This is a genomic window from Pseudomonas simiae, assembly GCF_000934565.1.
GTDB lineage: Bacteria > Pseudomonadota > Gammaproteobacteria > Pseudomonadales > Pseudomonadaceae > Aquipseudomonas > Aquipseudomonas simiae.
This window is the reverse complement of record NZ_CP010896.1, coordinates 4,751,078-4,765,150: the sequence shown is the minus strand read 5'-3', so window position 1 is coordinate 4,765,150 and position 14,073 is coordinate 4,751,078. Positions and strand designations below refer to the sequence as shown.

The 14,073-nt window shown below is 58.4% G+C and carries 14 protein-coding genes and 1 pseudogene; 4 read left to right on the top strand and 11 right to left on the bottom strand.

Features of this window, described 5'->3' with window-relative positions; translation table 11 throughout:
- The first annotated feature begins 154 nt into the window (after positions 1–154).
- The 3 genes from PF1751_RS21575 (at position 155) to PF1751_RS29945 (ending at position 2,669) form a co-directional block, all read left to right on the top strand.
- Positions 155–850 (top strand): hypothetical protein, encoded by a 696-nt coding sequence (locus PF1751_RS21575; RefSeq protein ID WP_226994526.1) that lies wholly within the window; start codon positions 155–157, stop codon positions 848–850.
- A 97-nt stretch (positions 851–947) separates the two neighbouring features.
- Positions 948–2,450, top strand: coding sequence for an amidase family protein (locus PF1751_RS21570; RefSeq protein ID WP_044287742.1), 1,503 nt, complete (start codon positions 948–950; stop codon positions 2,448–2,450).
- Positions 2,451–2,522: 72 nt separating this feature from the next.
- A complete protein-coding gene (locus PF1751_RS29945; RefSeq protein ID WP_420820070.1) occupies positions 2,523–2,669 on the top strand; it encodes a hypothetical protein in 147 nt (48 codons plus the stop codon).
- A gap of 4 nt (positions 2,670–2,673) precedes the next feature.
- On the opposite strand, the gene PF1751_RS21565 is transcribed toward PF1751_RS29945, so the two are convergent.
- The 7 genes from PF1751_RS21565 to argH all read right to left on the bottom strand — a co-directional run bounded on the left by PF1751_RS21565 (position 2,674) and on the right by argH (position 9,428).
- The gene (locus PF1751_RS21565; protein ID WP_021491290.1) at positions 2,674–3,039 is read right to left on the bottom strand and encodes a helix-turn-helix domain-containing protein; all 366 of its coding nucleotides are present in this window, start codon (positions 3,037–3,039) and stop codon (positions 2,674–2,676) included.
- Between the two features lie 93 nt (positions 3,040–3,132).
- Positions 3,133–4,080, bottom strand: a complete 948-nt coding sequence (locus tag PF1751_RS21560; protein ID WP_044287741.1) for a hypothetical protein — start codon at positions 4,078–4,080, stop codon at positions 3,133–3,135.
- 54 nt (positions 4,081–4,134) lie between these two features.
- Positions 4,135–5,304, bottom strand: a complete 1,170-nt coding sequence (locus PF1751_RS21555) for an MFS transporter (protein ID WP_042571270.1) — start codon at positions 5,302–5,304, stop codon at positions 4,135–4,137.
- Between the two features lie 75 nt (positions 5,305–5,379).
- On the bottom strand, positions 5,380–6,201 hold the full coding sequence (locus PF1751_RS21550; protein ID WP_042571263.1) for an ABC transporter substrate-binding protein: 822 nt from the start codon (positions 6,199–6,201) through the stop codon (positions 5,380–5,382).
- 25 nt (positions 6,202–6,226) lie between these two features.
- Positions 6,227–6,991 (bottom strand): amino acid ABC transporter ATP-binding protein, encoded by a 765-nt coding sequence (locus PF1751_RS21545; RefSeq protein ID WP_010208290.1) that lies wholly within the window; start codon positions 6,989–6,991, stop codon positions 6,227–6,229.
- Positions 6,992–7,015: 24 nt separating this feature from the next.
- Positions 7,016–7,894 (bottom strand): amino acid ABC transporter permease, encoded by an 879-nt coding sequence (locus PF1751_RS21540; RefSeq protein WP_042571264.1) that lies wholly within the window; start codon positions 7,892–7,894, stop codon positions 7,016–7,018.
- 106 nt (positions 7,895–8,000) lie between these two features.
- Positions 8,001–9,428 (bottom strand): argininosuccinate lyase, encoded by a 1,428-nt coding sequence (argH, locus tag PF1751_RS21535; protein ID WP_044287740.1) that lies wholly within the window; start codon positions 9,426–9,428, stop codon positions 8,001–8,003.
- A gap of 193 nt (positions 9,429–9,621) precedes the next feature.
- On the opposite strand from argH, the gene PF1751_RS21530 reads away from it, so the two are divergent.
- On the top strand, positions 9,622–10,581 hold the full coding sequence (locus tag PF1751_RS21530; protein ID WP_021491293.1) for a LysR family transcriptional regulator: 960 nt from the start codon (positions 9,622–9,624) through the stop codon (positions 10,579–10,581).
- Between the two features lie 251 nt (positions 10,582–10,832).
- On the opposite strand, the gene PF1751_RS21525 is transcribed toward PF1751_RS21530, so the two are convergent.
- The 4 genes and pseudogenes from PF1751_RS21525 to PF1751_RS21510 all read right to left on the bottom strand — a co-directional run bounded on the left by PF1751_RS21525 (position 10,833) and on the right by PF1751_RS21510 (position 13,787).
- Positions 10,833–11,474 (bottom strand): HAD-IB family hydrolase, encoded by a 642-nt coding sequence (locus tag PF1751_RS21525; RefSeq protein ID WP_021491294.1) that lies wholly within the window; start codon positions 11,472–11,474, stop codon positions 10,833–10,835.
- A gap of 72 nt (positions 11,475–11,546) precedes the next feature.
- A pseudogene (locus PF1751_RS28575) lies at positions 11,547–11,717 on the bottom strand (HNH endonuclease); the annotation flags it as partial.
- A 65-nt stretch (positions 11,718–11,782) separates the two neighbouring features.
- Entirely contained in the window at positions 11,783–13,033 is a 1,251-nt protein-coding gene (locus PF1751_RS21520; protein ID WP_044287739.1) for a ribonucleotide-diphosphate reductase subunit beta, read from the bottom strand.
- A 484-nt stretch (positions 13,034–13,517) separates the two neighbouring features.
- Positions 13,518–13,787, bottom strand: coding sequence for a DUF2790 domain-containing protein (locus PF1751_RS21510; protein ID WP_021491461.1), 270 nt, complete (start codon positions 13,785–13,787; stop codon positions 13,518–13,520).
- Between the last annotated feature and the right edge of the window lie 286 nt (positions 13,788–14,073).

Below are 14,073 nucleotides of genomic sequence, written 5' to 3'. Positions count from 1 at the left end.
GGAGTTTTCAAGCTGTTTCAGAGCTGCGACAGACGCCAGCCAAGGGTGCGATGATCCCCGGAAAATCAATTCTCGGGGGACGGTATTTATGGAGAGTAAGTGTCGGAAATATTGGCAGGCGGGTATACCGTGCCCACCGAGTCAACCAGCTTCTGTGCTCACTGAAGCGTCTGGCCTGGCGACTTCGCTCAACGAGCAAGGGAACCCGCGAAGTATCGCTTTCGGTGTCGAGCCCCAGGCTCGTGACAACCCTGGACGAATCGTCCCCATTCCAGGTTATGACGCTCCGAGTCTTCCCCTGAAACCCTTGCGCGACCCGGCGCTGTCGTTGATTGCCTTAAGTGGCGTCGATCCCTCTGGGCCGGTGATGGTTGAAGTCCCCTTGGTGGAAAACAACACGGCCTTCACGGCTACTCACGCGCTGGGCGGCAGGCGCGTGGGGTTTGCCGAGCGGTTTGTGGATGACCACGAAGAGGGGCGGATCGAACACCCTCCCTCCTTCCTGAAAGCCTTGGACATCCTGCGCCAGGCCGGTATCGAGCTGGTACCAGTGCCTGCACACCGGGCCAATCACACCCTTCACACCCGCAACGAAATCGATGAGCTGGTGCGTGCATTCCGACTGGATGCCCTGGTATCCGACAGCCGTAGCAGCGCCTTCCATAGCGCGTGCTGGAGTGGCTACCCAGGGGTTGGCGCGCCGCTCGAGGATGGCGCGACGCTGTGGTTCTACGGTGCACGTTGGGCGAAAGATTGGCTGCCGGCGCTGGTACAGGGGTATCAAAACGTGTGCCGTCTGATGGATCGACAGGATGAGCCACCCGCAGCGCTGAACTATCCCACACGGTGAATCACCCTCGCCGCGCTGCCAAGGAGGGGTGGAGTTTTTAGACTGGCCTACGGATCAACGTTGGTCCTTCTTCATTTCTTACTTCTCAGGAGGTCGTATGTTAGGAATCGCATATGGCATGGGCGCCATGGTTTGGCAGGTCGTAGAGTCGTTCGCTGGAGACGCCTCACCCATTGCCTCAACACCTGTGCCCGCGGGTACTGAGTACCTCGGTGTCAACGAGCTCAGCAGGCAAATGGCCCTGCCGGGCGGGCTCACTTCGGTCGATCTGGTCACTCACCTGCAGGAGCGGATTCGCAGGCTGGATCCGCAACTGAGCGCCATCATCGAACTCAATCCCAAGGCGCTTGAAACCGCACGTGAGTTGGACCGTGAGCGGGCCAATGGCAACGTGCGCGGGCCGCTGCATGGCATTCCCATCTTGCTCAAGGACACGATCGAAACCGAAGGCATGCAAACCAGTGCGGGTGCGTTTGGGCTGGTCGGTGCATCAGCCAGCAAGAACGCCCCGTTGGTGGACTACCTGATCCAGCAGGGCGCGGTGATCCTCGGCAAAACCAACATGACTGAAATGGCTGGGTTCCGTGGGGGCCCCGATGGTTGGAGCAGTCGGGGCGGGCAGACCCGCAACCCTCATCAAAGGGATGCCGACGTTGGAGGGTCCAGCTCCGGCTCTGCCGCCGCCGTTGCAGCAGGGTTGGCGCCCATGGCGGTGGGGGCAGAAACCAACGGTTCGATCATTGTGCCGGCAGCGCGCAACGGTATTGTCGGGCTCAAGCCCACTGTCGGCCTGCTGGATCGCAATGGAATTATTCCCGCGAGCCAGTACCAGGACACACCGGGCCCGATGACGCGTTCTGTGTTTGATGCTGCACTGATGCTCAATGCCATGTCAGGCAGTGATCCTGCGGATCCAGCAAGCGTGGGAGCACCCCAAGGTATCGATTACACCCAGTTACTGGTTCCAGGCGCGTTGAAAGGCAAGCGTATCGGCTATCCCGCCACGTTCTCCAAAGAGGGTGAAACCCTGCCAGTGGAGAACAGCACGACGTTCAATCGGACATTGGAAGTGCTTCGCGAGCAAGGCGCGGTGTTGGTGCCGGTCAACCTGCGCCTGGCCGATGCCTCACGGTACGACGAACTATTGCTTTCGGATGTGAAGGACTCACTGAATACCTACCTGGGCAAGCGCTCGGGATTGCCGGTCAAGTCACTGACCGAACTGATCCGGTTCAACGACGAACGCGATGGCAGTGAGACGGATCATCAACCGGTGCTCAGGGAAATCAGCGCCTCAACGCTGACGCCAGCTGCACGCAAGCCACTGTGGGATGCGCTCATCCAGGATTTCAGAAGCTCGATCGATGACCCGATCAAGGCAGAAAACCTGGACGCGATGGTGTCGGATTTCGACACCAACAGTTACTTCGGCGTCGCGGCAGCCGGCTATCCGGGAATCGCCGTACCGTCTGGTGTAGATGAGGATGGTCTACCCACCAGTGCCTACTTTTTTGGTACCCAATGGGCCGAGCCTACCTTGCTGGCAGTGGCCCATGGGTATGAGCAAGCAGCTCAGGTAGCGGTTAAGCCGCAACTTTGACGCCGTAGCGTGCCGCTGGGGAGCGATGCGACAGGTTGGGTGCCAGGGAGCCTTGCTGTTTCGTAGGCGTCCCTGCTGCTCGATCTTGGCGACCACTTCATCGACACCATCGCCCGCGAAACCGGCTTCGGCGACCCGGAACGGATGCGCCGTGCATTCCTGCGTGCCTTTGGCCAACCGCCGCACATGATGCGCTGGGCGCGACAACTGCAGGCATGAAGCTCTACGCACCTTTAGGTTCAAGGGATGCCGACGTTGTGCCTATCAGACGGGAGAGGATGCCCTGCGCTACAGGCTCTGGTTCTGCACAGTCAAACCGGCGCACACTCATCCCCCACCCCGGTGCAAACCCCGGGAAAAACACCAGCCCTTCAGCTTCCAACCGAAACGCCAAGGCCAGGCGGGTTTCATCCCCCACGTCATGCTGGCTTTCAAACTGTTGAACCGCCTCAACGGCCACACCGGCCTGGCGAGCCAGGTCTTCCCGGCTCCAGCCCAGCATCGCGCGGGCTTGCACACTGTGTTTGGCGGTGAATTGATGCAGGACGATCTGCTGTTCTACGAAAGAGCTCATTGCCAGAGAGGACATGGGGTTTCTCCAGGTTCGACGGGGGAGGGCAAACTATACTGTGTTTTTGTACAGTTGTTTTGACCGCTCATCAACTGGATTTTTGCTGACCCACTATTCCACCCCTGGCGCTTCCCGAATGATCAGATGGTCCAGGTTCTCGATATTGGCACTGAATACTCCGAAGGTCTGCTCGGGATTCTTCTTGCTCGGCACCTGTTTCAGCTCCGGCGTCACCCCGTAGAAGAAGCAGTACAACGCGCGCTCACTGTCCACGGCCGCCTTGATCTGCTCCAGGAACACCTTGCGTTTGCGGTAGTTCTCAATGAGTTTTTTACTCAGGTAGACGTTGACCGAGTAGGGCTTCTTGTCGAGCCACACTTTCTTTTCGAAGTCGATGCGAAAGCTGCTGGTGTAGTCCTTGATCGCCCTGATCTTGCCCCAGTAGATCAGGCCTTTGTTGTCTTGCAGGTATTCGATTTTCTTGAAAAACGTCCAGTAGGTCGCGGTGTGGTCACCGATTTTCAACGGCATGGACTTGAGCTTGTCCTTGTCGTCGATGTTGGACACGAAACATTCGACCGGGTGGGCGAACACGCTGGTTTTGTCTGGGGTGCTGTCATTGGCGCGGTGGGATACAGAGCTTCGGTTTGAGGGCGCTTTCACTGGATCGTGTGGGATGCTTCCCTCTGTACTCGCAAGCGGCGTCTGGCGTTCGTACTGACGACGGGTGAGTACAAACTCCGATGGGAAATGGTCCTCACGCTCGTCGTCACTGTCATCTACCGCAGTCTTGTGCGTGCTGGCGTAACGACAACCGTCGATATGCCGGGTGCTGGTCTTGTTCTTGAAATGCGGCGTGCGCAGGTAATTGACGTTTTTGGCGTTGAAGGTGCTCAGCGCGTTGCCGGGATCAAACGCCGCACGACAGTCGTCATTGGGGCAGAGAAAGCTGTCCTTGTCTGAGTCGAAATCGGTTGTTTCGTCGAAATTCAGGTCTCGTACGTCGTAGATCGACAGCTTGTCATCGAGACTCAGGCAGTAGGCCGTGTCGAATTTCATGGGGCTCGGGTCCGTGAGAGGTTTCGCTATTAATAGCGGGATCCTGGGTAAATATCAGCAAGAACCTGCAACCCGCCGCCCGCTCAAGAAGCACAGCGCACCGCCCGCCGCCGTCAACCCGGCCAGTGCATAAAACATCGTGGTCGGCGGTGAGTTGATCAACAGATAGCCACAAATCACCGGGCTCAGCGCCCCGCCAAAGGCCGCCAGGTTCTGCGCACCGTAGTAACTGCCACGCAGCGACTCGGGGGCAAGGGTGTCGATAAACAGGAATTCGGACGGGAAGATAATCATCTCGCCCAACGTGAACACGAACATGGCCACACACCACGACAGCAGGCTGTCGGCCTGGCTGAAGCCGATCAGGCCGCCGATGAACAGCGCAGTGCCCAGCAGGATCCAGTAACGCAATTGCTCACGCTTAAGGAAGCGGCCGATCTGGTATTGCAGCAACATTACCGTGATTGCGTTGCACGCCAGCACGGCGGAAAGAATTTTCAGTGCATCATCCGGGTTGTGAATCACCAGCAGAAATTGCGACAGGTACAAGGTGTAACGGCCATGCACGATGGTGCTTAGCAGGCTGCCGCCGGTGAACAGCACCAGGCTGCGATCGTTGCGCAGGGTCTTCAGCGTGGTGAGAAAACTCAAGGGCTTGCTGCTTTCCTCACGCTGGGTAGGCGGGATGCCTATCATCAGGAACACGCTGATAAACGCGATGGCGCTGGACAGCATGAATGGCAGCAGGGGCATCTGCCCAGCAATCACCACGCCCACCATGGGGCCTGTGGCGTAGCCGATATTGGTCAGGGTGTAGCGCAGGGAAAACACCTTGGCGCGCTGCTCCACCGGCAGGTTCTCGCTGATGATCGCCTTGGAACCGATCAGGAACAGCGCCGATGCCGACTCGGTGATGACGAGTGTCAAGGTGGTGAGGTAAAGGTTGGTGGCAAAGGTCAGCAACAGAAAACCGATGGAGCTGGAGAGCATCGCCAGGATCAGCAGCTTGCGCTTTTCCATGCGGTCGATGACGTAGCCGCCGTACAGGCCCATCAGGGTGGCGGTAAACACCGCGATGCCCATCAGCAAGCCGATGTCCTGCTGGTTGAGGCCCAGGCGCCGGCTGAGCAACAAAGTCATCAAGGGACTGGTCATTGCCCGGCTGATGACGATGGTCAGCGAGCAAATCATCAGGCGGCGGATTACCAGGGAGTAGGTGGCCACGGTGGGGCACATGTCCTTGTCTGGGTGGCTTGGTTTTCTGTAGGAACGAGCGTGCTCGCTCCTACAGAAGGAGGGTTATTGGCCGGCGTTGATGCTGATCTTCTCGACCGCGCCCTGCTCCAGATCCCACTTTTTCAGGATCTTGCCGTAAGTGCCGTCATCGATCATGCCCTGCAACGCTTCACTGATCGCGGTGACCAATTGCGTGTTGCTCTTCTCGATCCCAAGCCCGGTGAACTGCTTGGAAATCGCCAAGCCCACCGGCTTGTACTTGCCCTTGTCCAGCGACATCAAATAAGGAATCGTCTCGCTGCCCTGCATCGCCGCATCCAAGCGGTTCTGCTGCAACTGCGCGCGCGCATCCGCCGAGCCTTCAGTGCCGATTACCACGATCGCTGGCTTACCCGCCGCTTCGCAGTTTTCCTTGCTCCACGCGGCAATTTCCGACGGCCAAGTGGTGCGACGGCTGGTGCCGACTTTTTTCCCGCACAGGTCAGTCAATTCCTTGAGGTCTTCACGCTTGGCCATCGTGTACAGCTGCGGGCCGCTGCTGAAGTAGTCGATAAAGGTTACGGATTTCTGCCGCTCGGCGGTATCGGTCATGCCCGACAGCACGATGTCCACGCGCTTGGTGGTCAGGCCGCTGAGCATTTGCTCGAAGCCGGTTTCCTGCCACTTGATCTTTACGCCCAGGCGCTCGGCGAGGGCGTTGCCCAGATCGAAGTCAAAACCGGTGAGTGTGTTGGTGGCCGGGTCCTTGAAATCCATCGGCGGATAGTTCGGCACGATGGCCGCGCTGATCTCACCCTTGTCCTTGATTGCCGCCGGCAAAGCCGCGAAAACAGCGGAGGAGGCCAGCAAGCCTGCGAGCAAGGTTGGGATAAATAATTTTTTCATGGGGGCGTTCTCGTTTGTTTTTTAGTTAAGTGCGAACGGCAGAAATAAAGCTTTGGGTACGCGGGTTTTGTGGGCTTATTAGAATTTCTTCGGGGCTGCCGGCTTCCACAATCTGACCGGCATCCATGAACACCATGCGGTTGGACACTTCGCGGGCGAAGCCCAACTCGTGGGTGACCACGATCATGGTCATGCCGGTGGTGGCTAGATCGCGCATCACCGACAGCACCTCTCCTACCAGCTCCGGGTCGAGGGCTGACGTGGGTTCGTCAAACAACATCAACTTGGGGCGCATGGCCAATGCGCGGGCAATCGCCACACGCTGTTGCTGGCCGCCGGATAACTCCACAGGGTAGGCATTGCGCTTGTCTGCCAGGCCGACGCGGGCCAGCAACTCCAGCGCATCTTCGATGGCCTCCTTGGGCGAGCGCTTGAGCACCTGGCACGGGCCTTCGATGATGTTCTGCAACACGGTCATATGAGGGAACAAATTGAAGCGTTGGAACACCATGCCGGTGGCCAGGCGCTGGCGGGCAATCTGCGATTCATTCATCTCATGCAGCTTGTTGCCGACGACCCGGTAACCCACCAGTTCGCCGTCGACCCACAGGCCGCCCTTGTCGATTTTTTCCAGTTGGTTGACGCAACGCAGCAGCGTGCTTTTACCGGAACCCGACGGGCCGATGATGCACATCACTTCGCCTTGCTCGACCTCGATGTTGATGTCGCGCAGCGCGTGATACTGGTCGTAATACTTGTTCAGGTTGACGGCCTTGACGATGCTTCTCATGGGGCAAATCTCCTCAACCCAGACTTACGAACGCTTGCCGGCGCCGCGGGCAAAACGACGCTCAAGGCGGCTTTGACCAAATGAAAGAACAGTCACCACCGCCAGGTACCAGATGCCGGCCACAATCAGCAGCTCCATGACCCGTGCGTTGGCGTAGTAGATGTTTTGCGCGTTGTGCAGCAGCTCCGAGTACTGGATCACGCTGGCCAGGCTGGTCATTTTCACCATACTGATAAACTCATTGCCTACAGGCGGAATGATCACGCGCATCGCCTGGGGCAGAATTACCCTATGTAGGGCTTGCAGGCTCGGCATGCCGATGGATTTGGCGGCTTCGTACTGGCCGGTGTCGACCGAGAGCAAACCGGCGCGCACCACTTCGGCGGTGTAGGCGCCCTGGTTGATACTCAGGCCGAGCAGGGCGGCCACGAAGGGCGTCATCAGATCGACAGTGTCGATACTGAACAGGCCCGGAATCGCGATCACCGGGAAGATCAGCGCCAGGTTGAACCACAGCAGCAGTTGCAGGATCAGCGGCGTGCCCCGGAACAGCCAGGTGTAGGTGATGGCCACATACCGCAGGATCGGGTTGGCCGACATACGCATGATCGCCGTGATCACGCCGATCACCACGCCCAGCGCCATGGCCAACACCGACATGATGATGGTGTTCACCAGGCCCCAGAGGATGGCTTCAGACGTGAGGAACTGACCGATGTAGGACCATTCGATCTGACCATTGGCAAATGCACGCAACAGCGCGGCCAACACAATCACGATCAACGTGGCAAAAAACATCCGCCCGTAGTAGCGACGCGGCACGTGCTCGTACTGCGTGATATCGAACTGGTTCTCGGACAACTTGCGCTCGGCTTCCAAGCGCTCTGCCGGGGTTTGGTTCATGGTGCTTCTCCAAAACTGATGACGCTACTACTGATGTACTCGGTCCAAATGTGGGAGCGGGCTTGCTCGCGAAAGCGTCAGCCCCAGCACCACACCTCTGACAGGCTTAAATCCGAAAGCCCTGATAGCTCTCAGCCCACTGCTGCTGAGCCGCCAATGCAATCTTCAACCGCCCAATCTGCTCGCGAACCCGCTCCGGCGCCGTCCCGCCCCACCCACTGCGCGCCGCAATCGCCGCTTCCAGGCTCAAGCAGTCCCGCACTTCAGGCAGCAACCGCGCGTCCACCTCCGCCAACATCGCCGGCGAGGCTTCCCACAATTCAATCTCATGCTTCTCACAGGCCTGAACCAGTGCGCCGGTAATCTCATGCGCCTCCTTGAACGGCACACCGCGCGTGGCCAACCAATCCGCCACCTCCGTCGCCAAGGTGAAGCCCATCGGCGCCTGGCGCCGCAGCTCTTCAACCTGCACCTTCATGGTTGCGACCATCCCGGCCATCGCCGGCAGCACCAGCAGCAAGGTATCCACACTGTCCAACACGCTGTGCTTGTCTTCACTTAAATCGCGGTTGTACGACAGCGGCAACGACTTGAGCGTCGACATCAAACCGGTCAGGTTGCCAATCAAGCGCCCTGCCTTGCCCCGCGCCAATTCGGCAATGTCCGGGTTCTTCTTCTGCGGCATGATCGAGCTACCGGTGGCGTAGGCATCGTCCAGCACTACCCAGCGAAACTGCCGCGACGACCACAGGCAAAATTCCTCAGACAGGCGCGAAATATTCACCCCGAGCATGCCCGCCACAAATAGAAACTCCGCCACATGGTCACGGCTGGCGACCGCGTCGATCGAGTTTTCACAGGGCCCGGTGTAGCCCATCTCCTTGGCCGAATGCTCCGGCTGGCGCGCAATCGCCGAACCGGCCATGGCCGCCGCACCGAGGGGCGACAACGCCGTTCGCGCATCCCAATCCACCAACCGCTGCACATCCCGCAACATCGATTGCGCGTGGGCCAGCAAGTGATGAGCAAACACAATCGGTTGTGCCTGCTGCAAATGGGTAAAGCCGGGGCAGACGCTCTCGATATGCTGTTCAGCCTGGTCCACTAACGCCTGCTGCAGACCCAGCACCTCAGTGGTGATGGTGCGCGCGTGGTCGCGCAGGAAAAGACGCAGGTCATTGGCCGTTTGGTCATTGCGCGAACGCCCGGCGCGCAATTTGCCACCCAAGGCGCCCAGGCGCTCGGTCAATACGCGTTCGATAAAGGTGTGCACGTCTTCGTCATCCAGGGTCGGATGCAGCGTGCCGGCGGCGAAGTCCATGCCAATACTGTCCAGCGCTTCAAGGGTGCGCAGGGTTTCCGACTCATCCAGCAAACCGGCGCGCTGCAACTCACGGGCATGGGCACGGGAGCCGGCCAGGTCGTAAGGCGTCAGACGGAAATAGCGCTCAGGGCAACGCGACAACGCGGCCAATGCAGCAGACGGACCGGTCTTGAAACGAGCGCCCCAAAGGCGGTCGGTGGGCTGGGACATGGATGTTCCTCACGCTTGTTTTTAGAAGAGTCGGAGGCAGTAAAAATAAGGTTTCAACTAGACTGAATCGGCGTCTGACGCGCCGTATTCATGGTTGCCAAGGGCGGATGTTTATGTTCATTATCGCCGCCTGGCTATGTTCAAGGACTGGGTCAAAGCCTGTTGAATATGGCACTTGAGGTCAACGCGTATTATGGAAACCCCACTTTCCACTTCTGGAAACATACCGCCCAAACCCGGCACAAGACCGCCCCTGCAACTGAGCGGGCTGGACTTCAAATTGCTCCGGGTATTCATGGCGGTTGTCGAAGCCGGCGGCTTCAGCGCCGCGCAAAACGAGCTGAATGTGGGCTTGGCGGCCATCAGCAAACAGATCTCCGACCTTGAAATCCGCATCGGCATGCGCCTGTGTACGCGCGGCAGGGAAGGCTTTGGCCTCACCGAAGAAGGCAAGTTGGTGTATCAGGCGTCCATCGAGTTATTTACCTCGGTGGACAGTTTTCGCGACAAGCTTAGTTCGGCGCAAAACGAGCTTATTGGTGACCTTAGTGTCGGCGTAATTGATAACACTGTATCGGACGTTAATTCGCCGCTGATTACCGCGTTGGGGAAATTACACAGCGAGTCGCCCAAGATTAGATTGCGCTTACATGCCTCACAATTGGACGAAGTTGAGCGCGGTGTGGTGGAAGGAAGGCTGATCGTCGGCATCGTCCCCGTGTACCAACGCCGTGAGGAATTCGACTACTTCCCGCTGTACGAAGAAAAGGCCCACGCCTACTGCGCCGTAGGACATCCGCTGTTCACTGCGAGCGACATCACGCCGGAAGTCTTGCGCCAATACGAAGTGGTCAACCATCGGTACGCGATCCACCGCGACAAGGCCAACTTCGTCAACTACGACAGCCAGTCGGCCTCGGCCTCACAAGTGGAAGCCGTCGCCATTCTCATCCTGACCGGCCGCTTCCTCGGCTTCCTGCCACAGCATTACGCCGCACCGCTGGTAAGGGAAGGGCGCCTGCGCGCACTGTGCCCGGAGCATGTTCACCTGAGCACCGCCTTCAACCTGATCCTGCGCCACAACGCCCCAAGAAGCCCGCTGGTAAAAGCCTTCGCTACAGCGCTGGGCGTGGACCTCAAAGCCACGACATAAGCTCCGCCGAACACCGCTCAACAAGCTCACGACGCTCAACTGTGGGAGCTGTCGAGCCCCAGCGAGGCTGCGAAGGGATCACCTCGGTCCACCTGCCGAACTCGCTATTGGTATCGATACATTTTCCGCCTAGGCAATGTGCTATCTAACGCGCAGTGTTTTCTACCAGGCACAAAAAAGCCCAACCTTTTCAGGTTGGGCTTCATCACCAATCTGGCATTCAACCCCTGGCATCTCATGCCAGTGCGCGATCACCGCAACTGCTTGCGCTTCTTCTTCGAATGAAAATGCCGAAAATGCGCATCCTGCGCCGCCGCCAACAACTCCCTATCCCCACGCGTATCGCCCCAGGCCCGGAGCCGATACTCCCCCAGGTCTCCATACACCGCTTCAAGGCGCAGCACCTTGTTCTCACACCGGCAGTTATTCCCGGTGAGTTTGCCGGTCAACACCCCGTCGACCACCTCAAGCTCAGTCCCGATCAACTTGATCCCCAGCCGATTCGCAAACGGCTGCAACACCAACGCCGGCGACGCCGAACACAGCGTGACCTCCGCTCCCGAGCCCAACTCGTGCTCCACCGACAACACCCCTGCCGGGCGCATCAGCCGCGCCCAATTGCGCTGGCAATACTCCTCGGCCTTCTGTTGCACCCACGTCTTCTCCACCCCGGTCATAAAGGTGCGAATCAACTGCGCCTTCAACTCATCCCGGCTGATCTGCCGCACCAAAAAGCGCAGCCCCGGCACCGCCAGCTTGACCATCCGGCCATAAAACTCACCGGTACCAAAGGCAAACTTGAGGAAGGGCACGAAACTGTCGTGGTGGGTCAGGGTGCCGTCGAAGTCAAAGACGGAGAGTACTTTGGCGTCAACGGGGCCGGCTTCGAGCATGTCTGGGTTCACGGGTTGGCCTCGGTCCTATCTAGTATTTTTTTAGCGTGCATCAGGTGTGACAGCAGGAGTTTACTCCCGTGCCAATCTTCCGACTTTGCTGTAAAGCGCTTCAGTGAAAGCGTTCCGATCACTCGACCGGTGACAACGCTGATGGCAATTGGGGCACAAGGCTACAGCATTGGTAGTGCGATCCGAACCCTTCTGGGTCAGGTGGTCAGCCGGATGTGCTTCAAGAAGTGGCAATTCACCGGGCATAAAAAAGCCCTGAACACGTCAGGGCTTCATAGGGGGGCTGGGCTCAGGAATCAATCCCAGCTCAGCGCGCCGCCGGTCTGGTACTCGATCACACGGGTTTCGAAGAAGTTTTTCTCTTTCTTCAAGTCCATGATCTCGCTCATCCATGGGAACGGGTTAGTGGTCCCTGGGTACTCTTCTTTAAGACCGATCTGCGACAAGCGACGGTTCGCGATGAACTTGAGGTAATCCTCCATCATCGCCGCGTTCATGCCCAGTACACCGCGTGGCATGGTATCGCGCGCGTATTCGATCTCCAGCTGAGTCCCTTGCAGGATCATCTGGGTCGCTTCCTCTTTCATCTCGGCATCCCACAGGTGTGGGTTTTCGATTTTGATCTGGTTGATCACGTCGATACCGAAGTTCAGGTGCATCGACTCGTCGCGCAGGATGTACTGGAACTGCTCGGCCACGCCGGTCATTTTGTTGCGGCGGCCCATGGACAGGATCTGGGTGAAGCCGCAGTAGAAGAAGATGCCTTCCAGGACGCAGTAGTAGGCGACCAGGTTGCGCAGCAGTTCCTTGTCGGTCTCGACGGTGCCGGTTTCGAACTTCGGATCGGAGATCGAGCGCGTGTACTTGAGGCCCCAGGCGGCTTTTTTAGCCACCGATGGAATCTCGTGGTACATGTTGAAGATCTCGCCTTCATCCATGGCCAGCGATTCGATGCAGTACTGGTAGGCGTGGGTGTGGATCGCTTCTTCGAAGGCCTGGCGCAGGATGTACTGGCGGCACTCCGGGTTGGTGATCAGGCGGTACACGGCCAGGACCAGGTTGTTGGCGACCAGGGAGTCGGCGGTGGAGAAGAACCCCAGGTTGCGCATGACGATGCGGCGTTCGTCGTCGGTCAGGCCTTCGGGGTTTTTCCACAGGGCGATGTCGGCGGTCATGTTGACCTCTTGCGGCATCCAGTGGTTGGCGCAGCCGTCGAGGTATTTCTGCCAGGCCCAGTCGTACTTGAACGGCACGAGTTGGTTGAGGTCGGCGCGGCAGTTGATCATGCGCTTTTCGTCAACGGCGACGCGGGCGGCGGAGCCTTCCAGCTCGGCGAGGCCTTCGGCGACGTCGAGTTTGTCCAGGGCGGCCTTGGCGCGCACGATGGCGGCGGAGTCACTGGCGGTGACGGCGCGGGCTTCGAGGGCGGCTTTGGCGCCGTCACCGTCGAGGCGGTCCATGTTGGCTTCGGTGGCGTGGCCGGCGTTGGCGCCTTTGGTGGCTACTTCGCCTTCTTCTTCTTTGTCGAATTCGTCCCAGCTCAGCATGACGTGTCGTCTCCTGCGTGAGGGCTCAAAGGTGCCCGTGTGAAACCGGATGGTTGGGTGTTCACACGGCCCTGAGGCCGCGGTGGATCTTAAGGAATCGTTTGTTGCAGCTAGCGCACGCATTAAACGGAATAGGGTTACGGGTGCTCTGCGTGAGGCTTGAGGTGCGGAGCGGTAGGTGCTTGCTCCAGCGGGAGGCCTCAGGTCTGGCTCTTCATCCCAGTGTAAAGGGATATTGCAGGCCCGATTTACCCGCGCATTATAGGGAAAAAATCGGCTTTGTGTTGTGGCGGATGGTCACGGATCGCAGACAAAAAGCCTGCTTTTCAAGCCAAAGCGCGGGTTTGCTGGGGTTGGCCGGAGGGACGAGCGGCAGGATTTTTTTCGAGGGGGCGCAGTGAGGGGAGGAGGGGCCCGGTTCTTTGCCGCAAGAACGATTTCTTGCGGCGAATAAGATCGGATTCAGGTTAACCTAATCAGGTTATTACCCGTTAGAACAACCATTGCCCATCACATGGTAATTAAGAATGTGACGCTGACCTTGTGAGTCTTCATATTCCATCTTCACCGGTACAACTTCACACACTTCCGGAATACTGCTCATGGACACTACTTTGGCAACATCCAAGTGGGTGCTGTAAGTGTAATCCTCAACGATCGGGGTGTTGCGGCTAGCTACGTCAGTCGGGGCTTCGTCGGCTAGGGCGGCGGTGACGCACAAGCTGCTGAGGGCCATAACTACTAAAGCTTTCATTTCTCTATATACCTTATTCAGGGCGAGTGGGGTCACGGGGCCCTTGTGAGGCCACGTGTGTAACTTAGGGTTGGAAAGTTCGGATTAACGTTGCCTTCGTGGGGGCTGTTGCGTTGTTAATCACAGTGTCGTGTTGACGGAGTTGATTTTAGGCCTGCGGGTTATATTCATATACCCGTACTTTTGATAAACACTATTGGCGGTTTTTGTAACAATCCCGTGGTAAAGCTTTTTTCACACAGCTGCGAAGCGCCGCAGCCCGCGGGCTAGAGGTGTAGACGGCGAT